Below are 24,136 nucleotides of genomic sequence, written 5' to 3'. Positions count from 1 at the left end.
ACGATGAGCATCAAGTCACTCGACGACCTTCTTTCCGAAGGGGTTTCGGGGCGGGGCGTGTTGGTGCGCTCCGATCTCAACGTGCCGCTCGACGAATCGGGCACCGTCACGGATCCGGGCCGCATCATCGCGTCGGTGCCCACGTTGAAGGCGTTGAGTGACGCGGGCGCCAAGGTCGTCGTGACGGCCCACCTGGGCAGGCCCAAAGGCGAGCCGGACCCGAAGTACTCCCTCGCGCCGGTCGCCGCCGCGCTGGGGGACAGGCTCGCCCGGCACGTCCAGCTGGCCGGTGACGTGGTGGGCAGTGACGCGCTGGCCCGCGCCGAAGGCCTGACCGACGGCGACGTCCTGCTGTTGGAGAACGTTCGGTTCGACGCCCGCGAGACCAGCAAGGACGACGCCGAACGGCTGGCCTTCGCCAAGGCGCTGGTCGAGCTCGTCGGTGAGGACGGCGCATTCGTGTCAGACGGTTTCGGCGTCGTGCACCGCAAGCAGGCGTCGGTCTATGACGTCGCGACGCTGCTACCGCACTACGCGGGCACGCTGGTCGACGCCGAGGTCAAGGTGCTCGAGCAGCTGACCAGCTCGACCGAACGGCCCTACGCCGTCGTGCTCGGCGGCTCCAAGGTGTCGGACAAGCTGGCGGTTATCGAGAACCTCGCCACAAAGGCCGACAGCCTGATCATCGGTGGCGGCATGTGCTTCACCTTCCTTGCCGCGCAAGGCCTGCCCGTGGGCAGCTCGCTGCTCGAAGAAGGCATGGTGGACACCTGCCGCACGCTGCTCGACACCTACGCCGACGTCCTGCACCTGCCGGTCGACATCGTGGTGGCGGAGAAGTTCGCCGCCGACGCAACGCCGGAAACCGTTGCCGCCGACCGTATCCCGGACGGCAAGATGGGTCTGGACATCGGTCCGGAGTCGGTCAAGCGGTTCACCGCGCTGTTGTCGAACGCCAAGACGGTGTTCTGGAACGGGCCGATGGGCGTGTTCGAATTCCCGGCGTTCGCGGCCGGCACCAAAGGCGTCGCCGAAGCCATCATCGCCGCCACCGGACGCGGCGCATTCAGTGTCGTCGGGGGTGGCGACTCGGCCGCCGCGGTGCGTCAACTCGGTCTTCCCGAGGACGGCTTCTCGCACATCTCCACCGGCGGAGGCGCGTCGCTGGAGTATCTCGAGGGCAAGACCTTGCCCGGCATCCATGTACTCGAGAACTGAAAGGCGCATCGCCATGACCCGTAAGCCGTTGATCGCCGGCAACTGGAAGATGAACCTGAACCACTTCGAGGCCATCGCGCTGGTGCAGAAGATCGCGTTCTCGTTGCCGGAGAAGTACTTCGACAAGGTCGACGTCACCGTCATCCCGCCGTTCACCGACCTGCGCAGCGTGCAGACGCTCGTCGACGGGGACAAGCTGCGGCTCACCTACGGCGCGCAGGACCTGTCCCAGCACGACTCCGGGGCCTACACCGGCGAGGTCAGCGGCGCGTTCCTGGCCAAGCTGGGGTGCTCGTTCGTCGTCGTCGGCCATTCCGAGCGACGCACCTACCACGGCGAGACCGATGAGCTGGTCGCCGCGAAGGCCGCCGCTGCGCTCAAGCACGGGCTGACCCCCATCGTGTGCATCGGTGAGTCGCTGGAGGTCCGCGAAGCCGGCGACCACGTCGAGTTCAACGTGAACTCGCTGCGCGGCTCGCTGGCGGGGCTGACGGGCGAGCAGATCAGTCAGGTGGTGATCGCCTACGAGCCCGTGTGGGCGATCGGCACCGGCCGGGTCGCCGGCGCCGCGGACGCGCAGGAGGTGTGCGCTGCCATCCGCGCCGAGCTGGGCAACCTCGCCTCGGCCGACGTCGCGGCCGGGGTGCGGGTTCTCTACGGCGGCTCGGTCAACGCCAAGAACGTCGGCGAGATCGTCGGCCAGTCCGACGTGGACGGTGCGCTGGTCGGTGGCGCCTCGCTGGACGGGGAGCAGTTCGCCACCCTGTCGGCCATCGCGGCCGGCGGCCCGCTGCCCTGACCGGCATCGGGAGCCGCAGTGGCCTCCGTGTAATCTGGCGGCCATGGAATTGGCCCTGCAGATAACCCTGGTCGTGACCAGCGTGCTGGTCGTCCTCCTGGTCCTGCTGCATCGTGCCAAAGGTGGCGGTCTGTCCAGCCTGTTCGGTGGCGGCGTGCAGTCCAGCCTGTCGGGCTCGACCGTCGTGGAGAAGAACCTGGACCGGTTGACGCTGTTCATCACCGGGATCTGGCTGGTCTCGATCATCGGCATGGCGCTGATGATCAAGTACAACTGAGCCCGCTCACCCCCGCAGCTTGCGCAGCACGGCGTGCGCGGTGCGCCTGCCGCTGACCAGTGCCCCCTGGATCGACGCGGTGTCCCGGTGATCGCCGCACACCCACAGGCCCGAGCCGTCGTGTACCGGCCGGCGCACGGTCAGGGGAGGCGGCTGCACAGGAAGCGCGTCCGGCACGACGTGCCGGACCAGCGTCGCCCAGTCCGACGGCTCGACGCCGAGAAGCTCGGCCGCATGCTCGCGCATCTGCGCTTCGGCCGGCTCGGGGTGACCGGCACCGAGCAGTGCCGAGGCCTGGACCAACTGGCGGCCGGGCGGCGCGTACGAGGGTGCGGCCGCGCTGATCACCGCGGCATTGACGACCGGTCCGCGGCGCCCGGCACGACCGTCGACGAAGAGCATCGGCGGCCCGTCCCACGGCCGCTCGGAGACCCACCAGTGGGTCACCACGCCCCGGGTCGGGACCGGGACGGCACCGGTCAGTCGCGCCGCGGCCGCGGTGTCGGTGGCGACGACCACTTCGCGCGCGCGCAGCGTCGTCCCGTCCTCGGCGCTGACCTGCCAGCCGCCTGCCGTGGCGCGAACCCCGGCGACGCGCCGGTTCACCGAGATCCGATCCGCCACCGGCATGGCCAGCTGCCGCGGCAGTGCCCGCATCCCGTCGGTGGGCAGCGCGGGTACGCCGAGGACGAACATTCGCAGCAGCAGCAGCGCGAACGCGTTGGACGTGTCCCCTGAATCGTCGAGCACCACCCCGGACAGGAAACGGTCGACCACCCGGCGCAGCTCTCCGCGCACGCCCGAACGATCAAGCGCGGCACCGAGAGTGCTGTCCTCGCGAGGTGATGACGTCAGGCTCTTGGGCCGCAGGGCCGGATGCGCCCAGCGCGCCACCGCGACCAGATCAGAAGGTGTCACGCCGCGCTTGACCAGGAGGGCGGGAACCCGGGCCGGTGCCCGCAGCGGATGGGCCAGCACAACCGCCCCCCGGTCCCGGCGCACCCCGACACCCGGCCCGAAAGGTTGCAGTTTCAGTGCCGCGAGGTCGACGCACGCGCGCAGTTCGGGATAGGCGGGATTGAGGACCTGGAAACCGCGGTCGCAGCGGAAGCCGTCGATGACGTCCGTCCTGACGCGCCCGCCGACGTCGTCGCCCGCCTCCCAGATCCGAGCATCTCGGCCTGCCGCCGCCAGCACCGACGCGCACCGCAGCCCGGCCAGGCCGGCGCCGATGACGAGCACCTCGGCTTCTTCGCCACCCATCGCCCACTCCTGACCCTTCGCGCCGCCCACGCTACCGTGCTCGCCATGCAACGGGATCAGGCTGAGCCGATACTGGAGACCATGGCGCAGACGACCGACCCGGGACCCGATGCGTCCCTCGAACCGATCGGAGCGGTGCACCGCACCCAGGTGGGACGTGAAGCGACCGAACCGATGCGCGAGGACATCCGGCTCCTCGGCGCGATTCTCGGCGAGACGGTCCGGGAACAGAACGGCGACGACGTCTTCGACCTCGTCGAACGGGCCCGCGTCGAATCCTTCCGGGTGCGTCGGTCCGAGATCGACCGCTCGGATCTGGCCGAACTGTTCGACGGTATCGACGCCCGCGAAGCCATCCCGGTGATCCGGGCGTTCACCCACTTCGCGTTGCTGGCCAATGTCGCCGAGGACATCCACCGCGAGCGGCGCCGCGCCGTCCACGAGGCCGCTGGTGAACCACCACCGAACAGCACGCTGGCGGCCACCTACGACAAGCTCGACAGCGCGGGACTGGACAGCCAGACCGTGGTCGCGGCACTACGCGGGGCGCTGGTCTCGCCGGTCATCACCGCCCACCCCACCGAGACACGTCGCCGGACGGTGTTCGACACCCAGCACCGGATCACCGAGCTGATGCGGATGCGACTGCACGGACAACACGCCACCGAGGACGGCCGCGACATCGAGCGGGAGCTGCGCCGCCACATCCTGACCCTCTGGCAGACGGCGCTGATCCGGTTGTCCCGGCTGAAGATCTCCGACGAGATCGAGACCGGGCTGCGCTATTACCCGGCCGCCTTCTTCGACGTGATCCCCGCGGTCAACGCCGCGGTGCGCGAGGGGTTCCAGCGCCGCTGGCCGGACCGGGACCTGCTGGCCGACCCGGTGCTGCGTCCGGGATCGTGGATCGGCGGCGACCGCGACGGCAACCCGAACGTCACCGGTGAGGTGGTGCGCCTGGCCACCGGCAGCGCCGCGTTCCTCGCATTCGATCACTACTTCGGCGAACTGACCGCGCTGGAGCAGGAGCTGTCGATGTCGGTACGGCTGGTACGGCCCAGTGAGGCGCTGCTCGCCCTGGCCGACACCTGCGAGGAGCCGGCCCGCGCCGACGAACCCTACCGCCGCGCGTTGCGCGTCGTGCACGCCCGGCTCACCGCCACCGCGCGCGAGATCCTGGACAGACAACCCGAGCATGAACTCGACCTCGGCCTGCAGCCGTACCCCACGCCCGCCGAGGCGCTCGACGATCTGGACATCGTGGACGCGTCGCTGCGCGGCCACGGCAGCGCCGTGCTCGCCGACGATCGGCTGAGCCGCCTGCGGGAAGCTGTGCGGGTCTTCGGTTTTCATCTCTGCGGGTTGGACATGCGGCAGAACTCCGATGTGCACGAAGAGGTGGTGGCCGAACTGCTGGCCTGGGCCGGTGTGCACCTCGACTACGCCACGTTGAGCGAACCGGAACGGGTCGAGCTACTGGCCGCCGAACTGGCCACCCGCCGACCACTGATCGGGCCCGGTGCTCTGGGGGCGCCGCCCGCCGACGGCGGGCTCTCGGAGCTGGCCCGCAAGGAGCTCGACATCGTCACCGCGGCGGCCCGAGCCGTGCGGGTGTTCGGCCCGCAGGCCGTCCCGAACTACATCATCTCGATGTGCCAGTCGGTGTCGGACATGCTCGAGGCGGCACTGCTGCTCAAAGAGGCCGGGCTGCTCGACGCGTCATCTGAGCAGCCGTACGCGCCGGTCGGCATCGTCCCGCTCTTCGAGACTATCGACGACTTGCAGCGTGGCGCCTCGATTCTGGAAGCAGCCCTTGATCTTCCGTTGTACCGCGCGATGGTCGCCGCCCGCGGCGACAGCCAGGAAGTGATGTTGGGCTACTCGGACTCCAATAAGGACGGCGGATACCTGGCGGCCAACTGGGCGCTGTACCGCGCCGAGCTGGACCTGGTGGAGTCGGCGAACAAGACCGGCATCCGGCTACGGTTGTTCCACGGCCGCGGCGGCACCGTCGGCCGCGGCGGCGGACCGAGCTACGACGCGATTCTGGCGCAACCGCCGGGCGCGGTGCAGGGCTCGCTGCGGCTCACCGAGCAGGGCGAGGTGATCGCCGCCAAGTACGCCGAGCCCCGCATCGCGCATCGCAACCTGGAAACCCTGCTGGCCGCCACCCTGGAGGCCACGCTGCTCGACGTCGAGGGACTCGGCGACCAGGCCGGCCCCGCCTATCAGGTGCTCGACGATCTGGCTGCGCGCGCGCAGCGCGCCTACGCCGAATTGGTGCACGAGACACCGGGTTTCGTCGACTACTTCAAAGCCTCGACCCCGGTCAGCGAGATCGGCGCGCTCAACATCGGCAGCCGGCCCACCTCACGCAAGCCGACCACCTCGATCTCGGACCTCCGGGCGATCCCGTGGGTGCTGGCCTGGAGCCAGTGCCGGGTGATGCTGCCCGGCTGGTACGGCACCGGCACCGCCTTCGAGCAGTACATCGCCGAAGAAGAGGGCCGCCTCGAGGTCCTGCAGGACCTGTACCGGCGCTGGCCCTTCTTCGCCACCGTGCTGTCGAACATGGCGCAGGTGCTCGCCAAGTCCGATCTCGGCCTGGCGGCGCGCTACGCCGAACTCGTCGAGGACGCCGAACTGCGGCAGCGGGTGTTCGACAAGATCGTCGACGAGCACGAGCGCACGATCCGGATGCACGAGCTGATCACCGGCCACGACGATCTGCTGGCCGACAACCCGGCCCTGGCCCGCTCGGTGTTCAACCGTTTCCCGTATCTGGAACCGCTCAATCACCTGCAGGTCGAGCTCCTGCGCCGCTACCGCACCGGCGACGACGACGAACTGGTCCAGCGCGGCATCCTGCTCACCATGAGCGGACTGGCCACCGCGCTGCGCAACAGCGGTTAGAACCCAGAGTCAGAGTCCCGTCGACCGCCGCACCCGGTCGATCGCGCCACGAAACACCTGCTCAGTGGCGGCCAGCGGGGAGATCATCGATTCGCCGATCTCGACTATCCGCTCGACGCGCACGACGATGCCCTCCATCCGGTCGACCACGCCGTGGAGGCGCGGAGCCAGCTCGTTGATCTGGTTGATCGTCTCGTTGAAGCGTTCCAGCGTGGCGTCGAGGTTGGCGGTGGAGCTGTTGAGGTCCTCCAGGGTTTCGCTCAGACCCTCGAGGATGGTGTCGACCTGTTCCACGGTGACGTCGGCGTTCATCGCGGCCTGCGCCAGCTTCCGGATGCGTTCGGGTCCGGTGCGTACCGGTTTGCCCCCTCTGTCTGCCATGTCGGCCAGTATGACCCACCGGTTCGGCTACGGTGTGGGGGATGCCCGCATGAACGTGCGGGTGGCGCTGTTCGCCACCTGCTACAACGACCTGATGTGGCCGGAGACCCCGAAAGCCGTTGTGCGGCTTCTGCGCCGCCTCGGCTGTATCGTCGAGTTCCCGGCCGGGCAGACCTGTTGCGGGCAGATGTTCACCAACACCGGCTACGCCGACGAGGCCGTGTCGGCCGTCCGCAGCTTCGTCTCGGTCTTCGGGGGGTATGACGCCGTCGTCGCTCCGTCGGGATCGTGCGTCGGATCGGTGCGTCACCAGTACCGCGCCGTCGCCGCGCGCGCGGCCGACCCGCGCCTGGCCGAGCAGGTCGAGGCGGTTGCGCCGGCCGTCTACGAGCTCTCCGAGTTCCTCGTCGACGTGCTCGGGGTCACCGACGTCGGCGCCTACTTCCCGCACCGCGTCACCTATCACCCGACGTGCCATTCGTTGCGGATGTTGCGGGTCGGCGACCGGCCCCAGCGGCTGCTCGAGGCGGTGCGCGGCATCGAGCTCGTCGAGTTGCCCCGCGCCGAGCAGTGCTGCGGGTTCGGCGGCACCTTCGCGATCAAGAACGCCGACACCTCGGTGGCGATGGGCGCCGACAAGGCCGGCGCGGTCCGCGAATCGGGAGCTGAAGTGCTTGTCGCGGGCGATAATTCATGTCTGGCGCACATCGGGGGGATATTGTCGCGGCAGCGCAGCGGGGTGCGGGCCATGCATCTGGCGCAGATCCTGGCCAGTACGGCGGAGGACCCGGCATGACGGACTTCCTCGGGTTTCCGTCGTTTCCGCGCGCAGCCGCAACGGCGCTGGACGACTCGGTGCTGCGACGCAACCTCGCCCATGCCACCGGCACCATCCGGGCCAAACGGGCCGCCGTCGTCGACGAGCTGGCGAACTGGGAGCAATTGCGCCTGGCCGCCGCGGCCATCAAGGACGCGGCATTGCACCGGCTCGACGAGCACCTGGAAGCGTTCGAGCGCAACGCCACCGCCGCGGGAGCGACCGTGCACTGGGCCCGCGACGCCGCCGAAGCCAACCGGATCATCGTCGACCTGGTACGGGCGCAGCGCGCCGCAGAGGTCGTCAAGGTCAAGTCGATGGCCACTCAGGAGATCGGGCTCAACGAGGCGCTGGCAGCGGCGGGTATCGACGCATGGGAAACCGACCTCGCCGAGCTGATCGTGCAGCTCGGCGATGACTGGCCCAGCCACATCCTGGTCCCGGCCATCCACCGCAACCGCGCCGAGGTTCGCGAGATCTTCCTGCGCGAGATGGGTCGCGTCGGCCGGCCCGCACCCGGCGACCTGACCGACGACCCGCGAAGACTGGCCGAGGCCGCGCGGCTGCACCTGCGGGAGAAGTTCCTGCGGGCGCGGGTCGCGGTGTCGGGCGCCAACTTCGCGATCGCCGATACCGGCAGCCTGGTGGTCGTCGAATCCGAGGGCAACGGCCGGATGTGCCTGACCCTGCCCGAGACGTTGATCTCGGTGGTCGGCATCGAGAAGGTGCTGCCCTCCTGGCCCGACCTCGAGGTGATGCTGCAGGTGCTGCCGCGCAGCAGTACAGGAGAACGCGAGAACCCCTACACCTCGATCTGGACCGGAGTCACCGACCATGACGGTCCCCGCAACGTGCACATCGTGCTGCTGGACAACGGACGTACCGACGTCCTCGGTGACCCCGCCGGACGTGCGGCACTGCGCTGCATCCGCTGCTCGGCCTGCCTGAACGTCTGCCCGGTCTACGAACGCGTCGGCGGCCACGCCTACGGGTCGGTGTACCCGGGTCCGATCGGCGCGGTGCTGACCCCCCAACTGCGGGGTATCGGCAGCGAACTCGATCGGTCCCTGCCGTACGCATCGAGTCTGTGCGGCGCCTGTTTCGATGTGTGCCCGGTACGCATCGACATCCCGTCGATGCTGGTGCACCTGCGTACGCGCGTCGTCGACGACGCCCGGGGCGGGGCGCCGTCGATCGAGAGCCTGGCGATGCGGGCGGCCAGCTGGCTGCTGGCCGACCAGCGGCGGTGGGAGGCGGCCGAGCGCGCCGCGGCGCTGGGCGGAAAAGCGTTGCGCAGCAGGATCATGGGCGGCAAACAGACGTTGCGGTCGTTGCCGGGACCGGCCGCTGCCTGGTCGGAGGCGCGCGATGCGCCGGTGCCGCCGGCGGAGTCGTTCCGGGCGTGGTGGCACCGCACCGGCGGCGGCCATGAGTGAGGCCCGTGCGCAGATCCTCGGACGGATCCGCGATGCGCTCGCCGATCGCCCCGCGGCGCCCGAGGTGCCGTGGACGTACGGGGCGGCGGTCGGCACCGACGGTCTCGATCCGGTGGAGCGCTTCATCGAGCGCGTCGCCGGCTACCGTGCCCGGGTCGAGCGGGCCGACGAAGGAACGGCCGGCGCCGCACTGGCCGCAGCACTGCGCGGTTTCGGCCAGGTGATCGCCGACCCGGCGGTGCAGCAGGAGTGGCCGAACGCCGCCCGGTGGACCACCGACTCCGCGCGCAGCGCGCCCGAACTCGACGCGGTCGATGCCGTCGTCACCACCGCAACCGTCGCCATCGCCAACACCGGCACCATCGTGCTCGACCACGGTGCGGGCCAGGGCCGCCGCGCGCTCAGCCTGGTGCCCGACGTGCATCTGTGTGTGGTCCGCAGCGACCAGATCGTCGACGACGTGCCCGCCGCGGTGGCCCGGCTGATCGAGCTCGGTGTCCACACCAGACCCCTGACCTGGATCAGCGGTCCGAGCGCGACCAGCGACATCGAGCTCAACCGGGTCGAAGGGGTGCACGGCCCGCGCACGTTGCACGTGATCGTGGTCGGCTAGCCGGGCGGAGCGTTCGACGTCACGCCCCGGTACTGACCGTGCGTGCCGACCGGTGCAGCGGCCACCGCGGAGCCCCGGCCGCCAGTGCCGCGGCCTCCATACCACCGATGGCGACACCGGTGATGCCGTGGCCGGTGCGAGTGCTCGCCCCGGCCAGGAACAGCCCCGGGATGTCGGTCTTGGCGCCGGGCCGGCGCAGCATCCATTGATCCGGTGTGGCCGCGATGCCGTAAGACGTGCCGCCGCTGTTGCGCAGATAACGCTCCCACGTCACCGGACTGGCCGATTCCTCGTACACGATCGCATCGCGCAACCCAGGGATGGCGCGCTCCGCCACAGCGAGCAGCGCGTCGCGGAACTCGCTCTTGCGGCGCGCGTATGCGTCGTTGTCGCCCCAGAATCCTCGGCCCGCCGGGGCGATGCTCATCACCTGCAGATTGGTCTGCCCGGCACGGCACAGCCGCGGGTTGTCCGGATCCTTCACGCTCGCCGCGGTGATGAATGCGCTACCGATCCGCGATTCGCCGCGCGCACAGGCCTTGTAGAGTCCGTCGACGTCGTCGTCGGTGCACACGAGCCAGTTGTGGTTGGACACCCCTTCGGCGCGGAGATCCCGGTCGAGGATCAGATAGTCGACGAACAGCGGCGCTGCCATGCGGTAGTTGCGAACCCGACGCTGCACGCGTGCCGGGATGTCGACCTCGGCGAGAAGTCGGCCGTAGGTGTGCTTGATGTCGGCGGCCGAGATGACCGCCCGCGTCCGCAGTTCGTGGGACGTGCCGACCGAATCGGTGACCCGAACACCGCAGACACCGTGATCGTCTACATGGATCAGTTCGGCTTCGCTGTCGAGGAGGACTTCGCCACCGTGGTCGAGGATGACGCGCAGCAGCGCATTGACGACGGATCGGCCGCCACCTTCGGGATACCACGCGCCCGCCAGGTAGTGCATGACGCCCACCGCGTGCATCCCGAGCGAAATCTCCGAGGGGGCGACCCCGGCAATCCCGTGGCACCAGTTCAGGACCGTGCGCAGGCGCGGGGAGCACCCGAGATGGTCGAACCACCGGCCCAACGTCACCGGCGCGGTCGCCGCCGCGACCCGGGTGCGCCAGACGGTGGACAGGAGCGACCGTGGTTCGAATCGGACCGGTGCGGCCGCCTCCAACTCGTCGGTGATCGTCGCGATCCGGCGAAGGTGCCGGTCGATGCGGTCGCGTTCATCGGGAAACTGCTCGTGCAGACGCGCGCGGAATTCCTCGATGCCGCGCGGCACTCGGAACGTCATCCCGTCGAAGACCAGTTCGTCGAATCCATCGGGGTCCAGCTCGCGGTAGCGCAGATCGATGCCGAGGGGCTCCAGGACGGCGCGCAGGCCCGGGTGGGAACCGGCCCAGCCGCCGAGGTAGTGCAGTCCGATGTCGAACTCGTACCCATCGTGGGTGAACGAGGCGGTGTTGCCGCCCGGCATCGGCTGGCGGTCGACAACGAGCACGCGACGACCCAGGGCCGCGAGGTAGGCGGCGGCGGTCAGTCCGCCGGTCCCGGCCCCGATGACGATCGCTTCGGCATCACTTCTGGTTGTGGCCATGGCCAGGCCCCCTCGCCGTGGAGTCACTTTCGCTCGATGGACGCAGTGTGTTGCCGCGGGCCGGGACGGTGACAGGGTATTTGGTCCTCGACGTGGCCGAATCCCAACGTTCAGGTCAGCCGGTCGCGGACCTCTGTGCCCGCGCGCCGGATGGGGCTACGCTGACGCCAGGATCTTTCGGGAGGCAGTGATGCCGGCCAGTTACCGACTTCTTCAGGGTGCACTCCTGCTCTTCGGCGTGGTGATGCTGCTGGTTTACCCGTTGGCCGTGGTGTGGCCATCGGGGTGGTCATGGCACCAGGGCGCCCCGTATCAATCCGACTACTTCATGATGATCGTCGGTGTCTACGGCGTGCTAGGGATTTTCCTCTGCGTCGCCGCGCGACGGCCGGAGTCGAACGCGAGCCTCATCTGGTTCGCCGTGGTGTCGAGCGTCGTGCACGGCGCCATCATGACGGTGCAGTCGTTCAGCGGCGGCGGTCACCATATCGGACATCTGTGGGGTGATGTCGCGGCGCTGTATCTCGTAGCCGTCATACTGGCGGTCCTGATGCGCGCGTCGGGTGTGACCCGGTCCCGCGCCGGGTAGGTCGACCGCGCGGCGGATGGCAGTAGTCAGATCGAGCCGGGCATCCCGGTCGACGCCCCGCCCATCGAGGGCGACGGGATCGATGGGGGCGCCATCGGAGGCGGAGCCATGGCCGGGGGCGCCATCACCGGCGGCGGGGCGATCACCGGCGGCGGGGCGATCACCGGCGGCGGGGCCACCGGAGGCGCCGCAACGGGCGCCGGCGGAGCCGGTGGGGGTGTCGGCGGCAGGTACGGACTCCCGACGCAGGCCGCATCGGCGGGATTCATCATGCAGTTGGGATCCAGCGGGCCGGTCGGAGGTGCCGGGACCGCAGGGGTGGGCGGCGGCGCATAGGGGCCGCCCTGGCACTGGGCGACCGTCGGCATGGCCACGCACCGCGGATCGTTCGGGTTGGTCGGAACGCCGGAATCGGGATTCTGCAGCGGCAGGGCGACGTCGACCGGCGCGGCGAGCGCAGCAACGGTGCCGCCCAGGGCGGCGCTGCCCGCCAGCACGGCCGCCCCGCCCATCCGCAGCACCATGGCGCGCACGCCCGCCGTCGTCCAGCGGTCCATGTCCACACCCTCCCGCCGTCGCAGCAGCATTTGCTGCGGTGGATTCGATTTCGGCATCGTCGCACGACCGCGCGTCATCCGGGGGCGAATCGGCCCAGGTTGTGGCCCTCGATACGCTCGAGCCCGCAGCCTGCACGGGCAGTGGAGAATTTTCGCTGGCGTCGATTCGGCGCCGTGCGGGTCAGGCGCCGAGCTTGCCTGCGGCCGCCTCGTCGAGCAACCACACGGTTTCGTCGGTGCCGACAGCGCCGGCCGCCGGCAGGCTCACCGGGTCCGCACCGCTGATCGCGGCGGCCACCGCATCGGCCTTGGCCTCGCCGGACACCACCAGCCAGACCTCGCGGGACCGCTGAATCGCAGGCAGTGTCAACGTGATTCGGCGGGGCGGCGGCTTGGGGGAGTCGACGACGCCGACGACTGTGCGGGTCGTCTCCCGTACCGCCGCGGTGTCGGGGAACAGTGAGTTGATGTGGCCTTCACCGCCCATGCCCAGCAGGTGCACGTCGAAGGCGGGCGTCGGATCGGCGCCGCCGGCTTCGGCCAGCGCGTGCGCGTACGCCTGGGCTGCGGCGTCCAACGCATCGCCGAACTCGCCGTCACTGGCCGCCATCGCATGCACGTTCGCGGGCGGGATATCGACATGGTTGAGCAGCGCCTCGCGGGCCTGCTTCTCGTTACGTTCCTCGTGGTCGTACGGTAGGAAGCGTTCGTCGCCCCAGTAGACGTGCACTTTCGACCAGTCGATCTCACCGGCGCGTTCGCCGACCCGCTGCAAGAGCCCGATGCCGGTCCCGCCACCGGTCAGCACGATGTGCGCCGCACCGCGGACGTCGATCGCCGCCAGGACGGCGCCCACCAGGCGGTCACCGGCGGCAGCCACCAACGCCGTTGTGTCGGAGTACTTCTCGAGGATCATCGGTATGTCACCTTGTCGATGCCGGCCAGCGCCTCGTGGTAGATCTCGTCGGCGTCGAGGCGGCGCAGCTCCTCGGCCAGGCATTCGCGGACATCTCGTCGGGCCAGCGGGAGCAGCGCCACGGGCCGGGAGGTACGGCTCAGTGTGGCCGTCACCCCGTCCTGCGGGCGGCTCAGCGTGACCGTCTCGCTGGCGCGGTGCAATTCGACCTTCAACGTGCCGACCGTGCGGGTGACCGTGCCGTCGATGCGGCTGGCCAGCCAGCCGGCCAGGATGTCGAGCGCGGGCTCGGACGCCAGACCGGAGACGACGGCCGACTCGATCGGTTCGTGCGGCGGCTCGTCCATGGCCGAGGCCAGCAGCGCCCGCCAGTAGGTGATGCGGCTCCACGAGATGTCGGTGTCGCCGGGGGAGTACCCGTGCAGCCGGCTCTTGATCGCGGCCAGCGGTTGCGCGGTGCGGGTGGCGTCGGTGATACGGCGGATGGCCAACTTGCCGATCGCGTCCCTGGCCGCCACGTCGGGAGCCGTCGTCGGCCACCACGCCACGACCGGGGTGTCGGGAAGCAGGAACGGCAGCACCACGCTGTCGGCGTGGTCGGCCAGCTCACCGTGCAGGCGCAGGATCACAACCTCGCCGGCGCCGGCGTCGCGGCCCACGCGCAGTTGCGCATCCAGACGGGCACCGGCGCCGGCCCGGTCTCCCGGGACCGTCACGATCACCCGGCACGGGTGTTCGCGGCTGGCGAAGGTGGCCGCATCGACGGCGTCCTCCAGGGTGTCGTCGGCGTTGACGACGACCACCAGCGTCAACACCCGCCCGAGCGTGAGAGCGCCGCCCTCCTCGCGCAAGCCGGTGATCTTCTTGTTGATCTCGTTGGTGGTGGTGTCGGAAAGATCGACGATCATCGCTACGGCCGCCTCCATTCCCGGCCCAGCCGGTGCACCATCTCCTGAGCCGACGGCGGTCCCCAGGTGCCGGCCGGGTAGGGCTCGGGGCGCCCGTGCGAGGCCCAGTTGTCCAGTACCGGGTCCAGGATCTCCCAGGACAGCTCGACCTCGGCGTTCAGCGGAAACAGCGACGGTTCGCCGAGCAGGACGTCGAGAATCAGCCGCTCGTAGGCCTCCGGCGAGTCCTCGGCGAACGCCGAACCGTAGGAGAAGTCCATGTTGACGTCGCGGACCTCCATCGCGCTGCCCGGCACCTTGGAGCCGAAGCGGGTGGTGATGCCTTCGTCGGGCTGGATGCGCAACACCAGTGCGTTCTTGCCGAGCTCCTCGGTCATGGTCTCATCGAAAGGTAGGTGCGGGGCCCGCTTGAACACCAGCGCGACCTCGGTCACCCTGCGCCCCAAGCGTTTACCGGTGCGCAGAAAGAACGGCACCCCGGCCCAGCGGCGGGTGTCGACCTCCAGCGTGATCGCGGCGAACGTCTCGGTGGTCGAATCCGGCGAGAAACCGTCTTCGCCGAGCAGGCCCGGGACGTGCTCACTGCCCTGCCAGCCGGCCGCGTACTGACCGCGCGCGGTGGTCTGGTCCAACGGTTGCATCGGGCGGGTGGCCGCCAGCACCTTGATCTTCTCGGCCTGCAGTTCATGGGGATTGAAGCTGACCGGTTCCTCCATCGCCGTCAGCGCCAGCAACTGAAGCAGGTGATTCTGGATCACGTCGCGGGCGGCGCCGATCCCGTCGTAATATCCTGCGCGCCCGCCCAATCCGATGTCCTCGGCCATGGTGATCTGCACATGGTCGACGTAGTGCGAGTTCCAGATCGGCTCGTAGAGTTCGTTGGCGAACCGCAGCGCCAGGATGTTCTGCACCGTCTCCTTGCCGAGGTAGTGATCGATGCGGAACACCGACTCCTCGGGGAACACGCTGTTGACCACCGCGTTGAGCTCGCGCGCGCTGTCGAGGTCGTGGCCGAACGGCTTTTCGATGACCACCCGGCTCCATCGGCTGTCGACCTGGCGGGCCAGCCCCGACTTCTGCAGCTGCTCACACACCACCGGGAACGCTTTGGGCGGAATCGACAGGTAGAACGCGTGATTGCCGCCGGTGCCGCGCTCGGCGTCGAGCTTCTCGAGTGTCTCGCTGAGTCGCTCGAACGCCCCGTCGTCGTCGAAGGTGCCCTGCACGAAGCGGAACCCTTCAGCCAGCCGGTCCCAGACCTCCTGCCGGAAAGGCGTGCGGGCGTGCTTCTTGACCGCCTCGTAGACCACCTCGCCGAAGTCTTCGTCCGCCCAATCCCGGCGGGCGAATCCGACCAGCGCGAACGAGGGCGGCAGCAGGCCGCGGTTGGCCAGGTCGTAGATCGCCGGCATCAGCTTCTTGCGGGCCAGATCCCCGGTCACGCCGAAGATCACCACACTGCACGGCCCCGCGATGCGGGGCATCCGCTTGTCGCGCTTGTCCCGCAACGGGTTCTGCCGCGGCTGGCCCATCGGGCTACTTCGAGGCCGCGTCGAGCTGGCCTTGCGTGGCGTCCAGCAGCTCCTGCCAGGACTTCTCGAACTTCTCGACGCCCTCGTTCTCGAGCACCAGGAACACGTCGGTCAGGTCGATACCGACGGCCGCGAGTTGGTCGAAGACCTCCTGGGACTCGGCGGCCCGGCCGGTCACCGTGTCTCCGGTGACCACCCCGTGGTCGGCGACCGCGTCGAGCGTCTTCTCCGGCATGGTGTTGACGGTGTTGGGTGCGACCAGTTCGGTCACATAGAGGGTGTCGGAGTAGTCGGGGTTCTTCACGCCGGTCGACGCCCACAGTGGCCGCTGGACCCGCGCGCCGGCGGACTGGAGCGCGGTGAACCGCTCACCGCCGAGGAACACGTCTTCGTAGGCGCCGTAGGCGAGGCGGGCGTTGGCGACCCCGGCCTTACCGCGCAGCGCCAATGCCTCCGGGCTGCCGATCTTCTCGAGGCGGTTGTCGATCTCGGTGTCCACGCGGGAAACGAAGAACGACGCGACCGAATGGATCCGCGCCAGATCGTGCCCGGCTTCTCTTGCCTTCTCCAAACCCGCCAGATACGCGTCCATCACCGCGCGGTGCCGCTCCACCGAGAAGATCAGCGTCACGTTCACCGAGATGCCCTCGGCCAGGACCGCGGTGATCGCGGGCAGGCCCGCCTCGGTGGCAGGGATCTTGATCAGCAGGTTCGGCCGGTCGACGATCTTCCACAGCTCGATGGCCTGCAAGATGGTCTTGTCGGTGTCGTGGGCCAGTCGCGGGTCGACCTCGATGGAGACCCGGCCGTCCACGCCGTCGGAGGCCTCGTAGGTCTTGGCCAGCACGTCGCAGGCGTTGCGGACGTCGTCGGTGGTGACGGTGCGGACGGTCGCGTCGACGTCGGCGCCGCGCGCGGCCAGCTCATTGACCTGGTCGTCGTAGGCGTGGCCCTTCGACAGCGCCGCCTGGAAGATCGAGGGATTGGTGGTCACCCCGACCACCGACTTGGTGTCGATGAGCTCTTGGAGGTTGCCGGTTTGGAGGCGGTCGCGGGACAGGTCGTCCAGCCACACCGAAACCCCCGCGGCGGCCAGCGCCGTCAGATTCGCGTTCTGAGCCATGTCAGGTCCTCAATCCTCAATCTGCAGTGACTAATTCGAAATTGCGCGTTCCGCGGCGGCCACCACGGCCTCGGCGGTGAAACCGAACTCACGGAACAGCGTCTTGTCGTCGGCGGACTCGCCGTAGTGCTCGATCGAGATGATCTCGCCGGCGTGGCCGACGAGCTTGTACCAGCTCTGGGCCACCGCGGCCTCGATCGCCACCCGCGCCGACACCGTCGGCGGCAACACGCGGTCGCGATACTCCTTGGGTTGCGCCTCGAACCACTCCAGGCACGGCATCGACACCACGGCCGCGGAGACACCCTTGTCGGCCAGCGTCTTCTGTGCCTCCACCGCGTACTGGACCTCTGAACCGGTCGCGATCAGCAGCACCTCGGCGCCGGTCGCGTCGCCGCCGCCGAGCACGTAACCGCCGCGCGCCACACCGTCGGAATCGGTGCCCTCCAGAACCGGGACGCCCTGGCGGGTCAGGATGAAACCGACCGGGCCGCTGCCGTTTCCGCGGGCCACGATGCTGCGCCAGGCGTAGGCTGTCTCGTTCGGGTCGGCCGGCCGCACGACCGCCAGGTTCGGGATCGCCCGCAGCGCGGCGAGGTGCTCGATGGGCTGGTGGGTGGGACCGTCCTCGCCCAGGCCGATCGAGTCGTGGGTCCAGATGTAGATGGTGTCGATGTCCATCAGCGAGGCCAGGCGCACAGCCGGCCGCATGTAATCGGAGAACTGCAGGAACGTCCCGCCGAACGCACGGGTCGGTCCGTGCAGGACGATGCCGGACAGAATGGCCCCCATCGCGTGCTCGCGCACCCCGAAGTGCAGCACCCGCCCATACCAGTCAGCGCTGAAATCGCTCGTCGAGATCGACGGCGGGCCAAACGACTTCACGCCCTTGATGGTGGTGTTGTTGCTGCCCGCCAGGTCGGCCGAGCCACCCCACAGCTCGGGCAGCTTCGGCGCGACATCATTGAGCACCTGGCCGAAGGCCGCGCGGGTGGCCACCGCTTTCGAGCCGGGCTCCCAGGACGTCAGGTCGGCGTCCCAGCCGTCGGGCAGTTCCTGGGCCAGCAACCGGTCCAGCAGCTTCTTGCGTTCCGGCTCGCGATCGGCCCACGCATCGAAGTCCTGCTGCCAGGCCTCGTGGGCTTTCTTGCCGCGCGCGACCAGGTCGCGGGTGTGGGTGATCACGTCCTCGGTGACCTCGAAGGTCTTGTTCGGGTCGAACCCGAGGATCTCCTTGACCGCGGCCACCTCGTCGTCGCCCAGCGCCGAGCCGTGCACCCCGCCGGTGTTCATCTTGTTCGGCGCGGGATAGCCGATGACGGTGCGCAGCGCGATGAAGGACGGCTTGTCGGTCACCGCCTTCGCGGCCTCGATGGCCGCTTCGATGCCGACGACGTTCTCACCGCCCTGCACCTCCTGGACATGCCAGCCGTAGGCCCGGTAGCGGTCGGCGACGTTCTCCGACAGCGCGATGTTGGTGTCGTGCTCGATCGAGATCTGGTTCTGGTCGTAGAACACGATCAGGTTGCCGAGCTGCTGGGTGCCGGCCAGCGACGAGGCCTCGCTGGTCACGCCCTCCTCGATGTCGCCGTCGGAGGCGATCACGTAGATGTGGTGATCGAACGGGCTGGTGCCCGGCGCGGCGTCGGGGTCGAACAGGCCGCGCTCGTAACGCGCCGCCATGGCCATGCCGACCGCCGAGGCCAGGCCCTGACCCAGCGGGCCGGTGGTGATCTCCACCCCGTCGGTGTGGCGGAACTCCGGGTGACCCGGCGTCTTCGATTTGAAGGTTCGCAGCGCCTCGATGTCGGAGAGCTCGAGTCCGAACCCACCCAGATAGAGCTGGATGTAGAGGGTCAGGCTGGAGTGCCCGCAGGACAGCACGAAGCGGTCCCGGCCCAGCCAGTGCACATCGCTGGGGTCGTGTCGCATCTGGCGCTGGAACAGTGTGTAGGCGAGCGGAGCGAGGCTCATCGCGGTGCCCGGATGGCCGTTGCCGACCTTCTGCACCGCGTCGGCGGCCAGCACGCGGACGGTGTCGACCGCCCGCGAATCCAGATCCGTCCAGTCGTCCGGGTGGTTGGGCCGGGTGAGGGAAGTGATCTCTTCCGTCGTGGTCACGAGGTGCTACTCCTTGGCTTGGCGGGGGTGTCGAGCCGCATCAACCACCCTAGTGTTTGAAGTGCTCGCCACGCAGTGCCGATCCCCCCACCCCGCGGCGACAAACCCGACCCTGCGATTTCGGGCACCGGCCCCCGCGGTCTACCATCCTCTGTAGTAGAAGCCCGTCGGGTGTCGTGTTTGGTGCTGAGGAGTGGTGGCGTGAGGATTCGCGAAGACCAGCTCGTCGGCGATGTCGCGACGGGGCCGATCCGGTTCCGCGACCGGGTGCTGGGGTACATCGGACTGACCAAGCCCCGGGTCATCGAGCTGTTGCTGGTCACCACGATCCCGGCGATGCTGCTGGCCGACCGCGGCACGGTCGATCCGCTGCTGATCTTCAACACCCTCGTCGGCGGTCTGCTGGCGGCGGCCGGCGCCAATACGCTCAATTGCGTCGCCGACGCCGACATCGACAAGAAGATGAAGCGCACCGAGCGCCGCGCGCTGGCCCGCGCGACCGTACCGCGCAGCCACGCGTTGGTCTTCGGTCTGGCATTGTCGGTCGCCTCGTTCTTCTGGCTGTGGACGACGACGAACCTGCTCTCGGCCCATCTCGCGGGCGCCACGATCGCGTTCTATGTGCTGGTCTACACATTGCTGCTGAAGCGCCGCACCTCGCAGAACGTGGTGTGGGGCGGCGCGGCCGGGTGCATGCCGGTGATGATCGGCTGGTCGGCGGTGACCGGGACGATCCAGTGGCCGGCGCTGGTGATGTTCGCGATCATCTTCTTCTGGACTCCGCCGCACACCTGGGCGCTGGCCATGAAGTACAAGGAGGATTACCAGGCCGCCGGGGTGCCGATGCTGCCTGCGGTGGCCACCGAGGTGCAGGTGACCCGGCAGATCCTCGTCTACACCTGGCTGACGGTGGCCGCGACGCTGGCGCTGGCGTTGTCGACGGGCTGGCTGTACGCGTCGGTGGCGATCCTGGCGGGCACCTGGTTCCTGGTGATGGCGCACCAGCTCCACGCCGGCGTGCGCCGCGGCGAGCCGGTCAAACCGTTGCGGTTGTTCCTGCAGTCCAACAATTATCTGGCCGTGGTGTTCTGCGCGCTGGCCGTCGACTCGGCGCTGGCGCTGCCCACCCTGCTGACCGTCTGACGTGGCCGAGCACGTCTCGCCGGACAACTTCATCCGGGCCGAGACCGACCTGTACTTCGGCAACGTCGTCGGTGACGGCGCACTCGGCAGCTTCACCCACCACCGCGACTTCGGGCCACTCGACAATCAGCTCGTGGTCCGGCAGAACCGTGACACGCTCTACTCGGTGGCTGTTTTCGACCTCGACGCCGGGCCGGTAACGGTCACGCTGCCCGACACGGCCGGCCGGTTCATGGCGATGCAGGTGATCACCCAGGACCACTTCGTCCCGGTCGTGATCTACTCCGCGGGCCGCCACACCTTCGATCGGGGTGGTGTCGGGACGCGGTACGTGATGCTCGTGCTGCGCACCCTCGTGGACCCGAATGACCCGGCCGACCTGGCCGCGGTGCACGCGTTGCAGGACGACATCACCGTCGAGCAGGCCGGACCCGGACACTTCGAGGTCCCCGACTGGGATCCGGTGAGCCAGAAGGCCGTCCGCGACGCCTTGATCGCGTTGTTCGCCACCCTGCCCGACAGCCGCGGTATGTTCGGCGCCGAGGGCGAGGTCGACCCGGTGCGCCGGTTGATCGGCGCCGCCGCCGCCTGGGGAGGCAACCCCGAGCGGGACGCGCTCTACCTCACCGCCGACCCGGCTGCCAACGACGGTGGCACCGTGCACCGGCTGACCGTCCGCGACGTCCCAGTCGACGCGTTCTGGTCGGTCACGGTCTACAACGCCGACGGATACTTCACGCCCAACCGCGCCGACGCGTATTCGGTCAACAGTGTCACCGGCGTACGGGACGCCGACGGCGCGGTGAGCATCCAATTCGGCGGTTGCGACGGCGAGGCGGCCAACTGCCTTCCGGTGGTACCCGGCTGGAATTACCTGGTGCGGCTGTACCGTCCGCGGCCCGAACTGCTCGACGGGTCGTGGAAGTTCCCGGTCGCCGAACCGGTCTAGCTACGGGACCAGGACCACCGATCTATTCTGCCCTGAGGAGGCTTGCAGAGCGGGCTCTAATGGCTGCGCGAACGCTCGAAAGAACTTGGGGGAGAGCTACGAGTTCATCTTCGAATTGCGGCCAAAGTTCCGTCACTCTGTCGATGGTTTCCACCGCAACATCAGATAACCCCGCTGAAGCGCCAAGCTTGCGTCCAAGGCGGTCGAATTGGCGCACGCGAACTGTTGAAAAATTTCTCGACCCGGCGAATTTTAATCCCAGGTCTTCGGGATCACTCGCAGGTCGATAAGGCTCTGTGGCGACGATATCGTAAGCGGGTGAGAGCGTCGGGATACGGCGGTCGTAGTAAATCAGGGACCAATTCTTGAAATGCGCATCGCCATTACCGATTAGGACAAAGAAGGTGAGGCGTCGCACGAATTCTTCAAGTGCTCGACGGTCGTGTCTGCGATATGCAAGTCCGGCAATAGATTCGAAGTTTCCCTCATACTTTTGGGTAGCGTAAATGCTTTTCACTTGCGCAAAGTCTTCGATGTGTACTGCGTCAACACCGACTGGCCGGTCGAACCGACGGACGGCGAACGCATAGTCTTCGCTGTGGGGCCATACGGTAGCCGGCAGACTCTCCACCTGCTCGCGATGAACCAGCGCAACTTCTGGCACTTCGATCCCAACCGAAGACGCGAACCTCATCATCGTGTACTCGTTCAACGGGACACCGCGGTAATGCGAGTCGGGCAGCTTTAGAATCCAATCGCCCCCTTCTCCCGTTGCGGTACAGGTAAATCGATCGCCGCTTTTGATCATCGAAAACTTCAGTCCTACGCCAGCGAGAGAAAATCGCCAGCGGTGGTCCGGATGACCCGTTTTGGTGAAGGGCTCGCCGGTTATCGGCGCCTCCGCCAGATCGCGAAGGTCGTCGCGCGTGCCTCCGGCGAACACTCGCACTGCACCCGGCAGATCATGTCCGACCTGTTCGAGCAGTTCGAGTTCTCGCTCTCGGGCAACCCCTCGTTCTGCTGCTATCCAGTCGCGCAGGACTCCTTCCGGCAGGAGGTTAGAAAACCACCGCGGCAGGCGTAGGTTCGCTGCTACTCGCCCGCGAAGATTCTCCTCAAATCGGAGTCCCAATACAGGCCTCGCGGGATCGCTGAGGTACTCTTCAGTGAATTCGAACCACGTGTAATTATCGTGGGAAAGCAGGTGACCGACGGGGCGGTCATATAACCAGACATCGTGGCGGGCGACTTCAGTCACTGAGTGAATTCTCAGATTCTAGGTCGTCGACGATGAACGCGTCTAACGATAGCGTTTCCTCAAATCCGTACTCCCAACGGCTATCCATGAAATGGATCGTCGCTTCTCGAAGAGATTCAGTCCGAGAGCGAACAAATTTTTCGGAGTCGCCCCTGGCCAGCGCTGACACAGACTCTTCACTGATTGCGTGAGATTCCCGCACTGATCGCCAGGCGGAGTCCGAAATGCCTTGTGGCAGTGTGGCAAGCACACCGGGAACTTCTGATGGCGCGTACTCGAGTCCTGGAACTAACAGCCAACGGGCAGCGGCGCCGGTGAGCTCTTGCGGCAACCCGCGCGAAATTATCGCGGTCATAGCAGGGCGTGGTGTCTGGGCATTTCCGACTGCCTCGATCAACGAACTGCGCTCGATAATAAGAGTGTCCCTGAGCGAACGTGGATGTAGAGCCCACATGGAACAGGCGATCATCTTGCCGGTAGCGTGATTTGATCTGAAGTTTGCGACATCGGGGTAGCCGACTTTTTCCCTGGGGACTGCGGCCAACAGCCCCGCGAAGGTTTCGTTTCGGTTGCCTGGGACGACTCTGGCGCATAGGGCCCTAGCGGTCCCGGTAGTCGACCCCGGGAAGAGCTCAGGTCCTGCTGCAGCCGCCCGCCAGAACCAGCGGCGCAGCAATTGTACTTCTCGCTCCGTAGGTTCTCGGTAGTGCGCAAAGAATCGCGCGAGGACTATCAGCAGATGGCGGTACGGCAAAAACGCGAAGTGGGGCACATCCGCATGTCTTTGCAGAAAGTTAACGGCGAGTTCGAGAGAATTCTGAGCCTCGTGGTATGCCGTGTCAGCATCTTCTCCGGGAAATTCGCCGCTTTCGCGGCGATCATCAAATTCGCCACGAATGTCACGACTGATATCTGGGCCGCGGCGAGCGAGAACTGCTCTTAAGATCGTGTCACCGTCGACGTCGCCAAAAGCCAGGTCGCCGGCGAGATAGCTTGCAATCTCCTCGATCACACTAGTAGATGACCGCGAGTTGCCGTCGTTCACAGGGTGCAACGCGGAGAATACTTCTGCGCGCGTGAGCCGCTTCCCGTAACTGTTCAGTCGGTCGAAGATGTCCCGTAACACTGACTCGTCTTGAGTTTCAACCACCGACGCTGGAATCTTGAACTGGCGGATCTTTTTTGCTGCACTAGTGGCGGCGTCGAAGAAGTCCATCGCTTCCGGCTTATCGCGGAACCACTGCATCAAACTTTGTAGGTCGAATAAGACCGGGAGGGGCACAACGGTAGCGCGATGGTCAGCGGTCGTGGAGACAAATTGCTGGGTCGCAAGGTTCAAGCTTAGGGCGAATCGGTCGTCGTGGGAGGCGTCGGGAGACAGGGCGTTAGCAAGAGTTGTGACACGTTGCTGCCCGTCTACGACCCAGAGTGCCCGGTCTAGTTTTGGCGCTTCGATTTGAAGCGCTCCTAAGCGGATACGCGCCTCCTCAGCTGGGCGTTCCCAAAGAAGTAAACTTCCGAGTGGGTAGCCTCTGAGGATACTGTCGAACAGTCGCCGTGCGTCTTCGATTCCCCAGCGGAACGGGCGTTGAAATTCGGGAATGCGGATTTCCCCCGCTCGTACCAGGTTGACGATCTCCTCAACCTCATAGACCTTCGCGGTCGGTGTCGTTCCAAGACTCGAAGTCAAAGGCATCCCCTTCTTCCGCTACGAACTTCAGTATCGCATTGC

At 67.6% G+C, this 24,136-nt stretch carries 21 protein-coding genes; 10 read left to right on the top strand and 11 right to left on the bottom strand.

The features are described 5' to 3' along the window. Positions 1 to 3: 3 nt before the first annotated feature. Genes G6N31_RS08215 through secG form a run of 3 tightly spaced genes read left to right on the top strand, consistent with a single transcriptional unit; the run spans position 4 to position 2,294 of the window. Positions 4 to 1,218, top strand: coding sequence for a phosphoglycerate kinase (locus G6N31_RS08215; RefSeq protein WP_098001174.1), 1,215 nt, complete (start codon positions 4 to 6; stop codon positions 1,216 to 1,218). 13 nt (positions 1,219 to 1,231) lie between these two features. Then, positions 1,232 to 2,017 carry a triose-phosphate isomerase gene (gene tpiA / locus G6N31_RS08210; protein WP_098001176.1) on the top strand — a complete coding sequence of 262 codons (786 nt, stop codon included), beginning with the start codon at positions 1,232 to 1,234 and terminating at the stop codon, positions 2,015 to 2,017. Between the two features lie 43 nt (positions 2,018 to 2,060). Further along, complete coding sequence (gene secG, locus G6N31_RS08205; protein WP_098001178.1) at positions 2,061 to 2,294, top strand: preprotein translocase subunit SecG; 234 nt, start codon at positions 2,061 to 2,063, stop codon at positions 2,292 to 2,294. A 6-nt stretch (positions 2,295 to 2,300) separates the two neighbouring features. Here secG and G6N31_RS08200 read toward each other — a convergent pair whose 3' ends face one another. After that, complete coding sequence (locus G6N31_RS08200) at positions 2,301 to 3,587, bottom strand: FAD-dependent oxidoreductase (protein WP_234815153.1); 1,287 nt, start codon at positions 3,585 to 3,587, stop codon at positions 2,301 to 2,303. A gap of 51 nt (positions 3,588 to 3,638) precedes the next feature. Here G6N31_RS08200 and ppc point away from each other — a divergent pair, with 51 nt between their 5' ends. Beyond that, positions 3,639 to 6,470, top strand: a complete 2,832-nt coding sequence (ppc, locus tag G6N31_RS08195) for a phosphoenolpyruvate carboxylase (RefSeq protein ID WP_179964327.1) — start codon at positions 3,639 to 3,641, stop codon at positions 6,468 to 6,470. Between the two features lie 9 nt (positions 6,471 to 6,479). Here the strand turns inward: ppc and G6N31_RS08190 are convergent, their stop codons facing one another. Further along, the gene (locus G6N31_RS08190; protein ID WP_098001182.1) at positions 6,480 to 6,851 is read right to left on the bottom strand and encodes an ATPase; all 372 of its coding nucleotides are present in this window, start codon (positions 6,849 to 6,851) and stop codon (positions 6,480 to 6,482) included. Positions 6,852 to 6,900: 49 nt separating this feature from the next. Here G6N31_RS08190 and G6N31_RS08185 point away from each other — a divergent pair, with 49 nt between their 5' ends. The 3 genes from G6N31_RS08185 to G6N31_RS08175 are packed head-to-tail and all read left to right on the top strand — an operon-like array spanning position 6,901 to position 9,717. After that, positions 6,901 to 7,647, top strand: a complete 747-nt coding sequence (locus G6N31_RS08185; RefSeq protein WP_098001479.1) for a (Fe-S)-binding protein — start codon at positions 6,901 to 6,903, stop codon at positions 7,645 to 7,647. Further along, a complete protein-coding gene (locus G6N31_RS08180; protein ID WP_098001184.1) occupies positions 7,644 to 9,104 on the top strand; it encodes a LutB/LldF family L-lactate oxidation iron-sulfur protein in 1,461 nt (486 codons plus the stop codon). Before G6N31_RS08185 ends, G6N31_RS08180 begins: the two co-directional genes overlap by 4 nt. Then, positions 9,097 to 9,717 (top strand): LutC/YkgG family protein, encoded by a 621-nt coding sequence (locus tag G6N31_RS08175; RefSeq protein WP_098001186.1) that lies wholly within the window; start codon positions 9,097 to 9,099, stop codon positions 9,715 to 9,717. The genes G6N31_RS08180 and G6N31_RS08175 overlap by 8 nt, the downstream gene beginning before the upstream one ends. Before the next feature lie 19 nt (positions 9,718 to 9,736). Here G6N31_RS08175 and G6N31_RS08170 read toward each other — a convergent pair whose 3' ends face one another. Further along, positions 9,737 to 11,308 (bottom strand): phytoene desaturase family protein, encoded by a 1,572-nt coding sequence (locus G6N31_RS08170; RefSeq protein WP_098001188.1) that lies wholly within the window; start codon positions 11,306 to 11,308, stop codon positions 9,737 to 9,739. A 190-nt stretch (positions 11,309 to 11,498) separates the two neighbouring features. On the opposite strand from G6N31_RS08170, the gene G6N31_RS08165 reads away from it, so the two are divergent. Then, positions 11,499 to 11,897, top strand: a complete 399-nt coding sequence (locus G6N31_RS08165) for a DUF6632 domain-containing protein (protein ID WP_179964279.1) — start codon at positions 11,499 to 11,501, stop codon at positions 11,895 to 11,897. Positions 11,898 to 11,923: 26 nt separating this feature from the next. On the opposite strand, the gene G6N31_RS27145 is transcribed toward G6N31_RS08165, so the two are convergent. From G6N31_RS27145 to tkt, 6 genes are all read right to left on the bottom strand, one after another. After that, positions 11,924 to 12,454: a hypothetical protein gene (locus tag G6N31_RS27145; RefSeq protein WP_163722096.1), complete on the bottom strand. Its 531-nt coding sequence runs from the start codon at positions 12,452 to 12,454 to the stop codon at positions 11,924 to 11,926. Between the two features lie 181 nt (positions 12,455 to 12,635). Continuing rightward, positions 12,636 to 13,370 carry a 6-phosphogluconolactonase gene (gene pgl / locus G6N31_RS08155; protein WP_098001194.1) on the bottom strand — a complete coding sequence of 245 codons (735 nt, stop codon included), beginning with the start codon at positions 13,368 to 13,370 and terminating at the stop codon, positions 12,636 to 12,638. Beyond that, positions 13,367 to 14,278 (bottom strand): glucose-6-phosphate dehydrogenase assembly protein OpcA, encoded by a 912-nt coding sequence (gene opcA, locus G6N31_RS08150; RefSeq protein ID WP_098001481.1) that lies wholly within the window; start codon positions 14,276 to 14,278, stop codon positions 13,367 to 13,369. The genes pgl and opcA overlap by 4 nt, the downstream gene beginning before the upstream one ends. A 2-nt stretch (positions 14,279 to 14,280) precedes the next feature. Further along, a complete protein-coding gene (zwf, locus tag G6N31_RS08145) occupies positions 14,281 to 15,810 on the bottom strand; it encodes a glucose-6-phosphate dehydrogenase (RefSeq protein ID WP_098001196.1) in 1,530 nt (509 codons plus the stop codon). A gap of 4 nt (positions 15,811 to 15,814) precedes the next feature. Further along, the gene (tal, locus tag G6N31_RS08140; RefSeq protein WP_098001198.1) at positions 15,815 to 16,933 is read right to left on the bottom strand and encodes a transaldolase; all 1,119 of its coding nucleotides are present in this window, start codon (positions 16,931 to 16,933) and stop codon (positions 15,815 to 15,817) included. A 30-nt stretch (positions 16,934 to 16,963) separates the two neighbouring features. Further along, on the bottom strand, positions 16,964 to 19,054 hold the full coding sequence (gene tkt / locus G6N31_RS08135; protein ID WP_098001200.1) for a transketolase: 2,091 nt from the start codon (positions 19,052 to 19,054) through the stop codon (positions 16,964 to 16,966). Positions 19,055 to 19,255: 201 nt separating this feature from the next. Here tkt and G6N31_RS08130 point away from each other — a divergent pair, with 201 nt between their 5' ends. Together G6N31_RS08130 and G6N31_RS08125 are read left to right on the top strand one after the other, a co-directional pair. Beyond that, positions 19,256 to 20,197 (top strand): heme o synthase, encoded by a 942-nt coding sequence (locus tag G6N31_RS08130; RefSeq protein WP_098001202.1) that lies wholly within the window; start codon positions 19,256 to 19,258, stop codon positions 20,195 to 20,197. 1 nt (position 20,198) lies between these two features. Continuing rightward, a complete protein-coding gene (locus tag G6N31_RS08125; protein WP_098001204.1) occupies positions 20,199 to 21,146 on the top strand; it encodes a DUF1254 domain-containing protein in 948 nt (315 codons plus the stop codon). Positions 21,147 to 21,168: 22 nt separating this feature from the next. Here G6N31_RS08125 and G6N31_RS08120 read toward each other — a convergent pair whose 3' ends face one another. Together G6N31_RS08120 and G6N31_RS08115 are read right to left on the bottom strand one after the other, a co-directional pair. After that, on the bottom strand, positions 21,169 to 22,404 hold the full coding sequence (locus G6N31_RS08120; RefSeq protein WP_197747157.1) for a type II toxin-antitoxin system HipA family toxin: 1,236 nt from the start codon (positions 22,402 to 22,404) through the stop codon (positions 21,169 to 21,171). Further along, positions 22,397 to 24,094, bottom strand: coding sequence for a DUF262 domain-containing protein (locus G6N31_RS08115; RefSeq protein WP_220098545.1), 1,698 nt, complete (start codon positions 24,092 to 24,094; stop codon positions 22,397 to 22,399). The genes G6N31_RS08120 and G6N31_RS08115 overlap by 8 nt, the downstream gene beginning before the upstream one ends. Between the last annotated feature and the right edge of the window lie 42 nt (positions 24,095 to 24,136).

It is taken from the genome of Mycolicibacterium duvalii, assembly GCF_010726645.1.
Taxonomy (GTDB): Bacteria; Actinomycetota; Actinomycetes; order Mycobacteriales; family Mycobacteriaceae; genus Mycobacterium; species Mycobacterium duvalii.
Note: the sequence above shows the minus strand (reverse complement) of the source record. Positions and strands in the feature narration are given on the sequence as shown.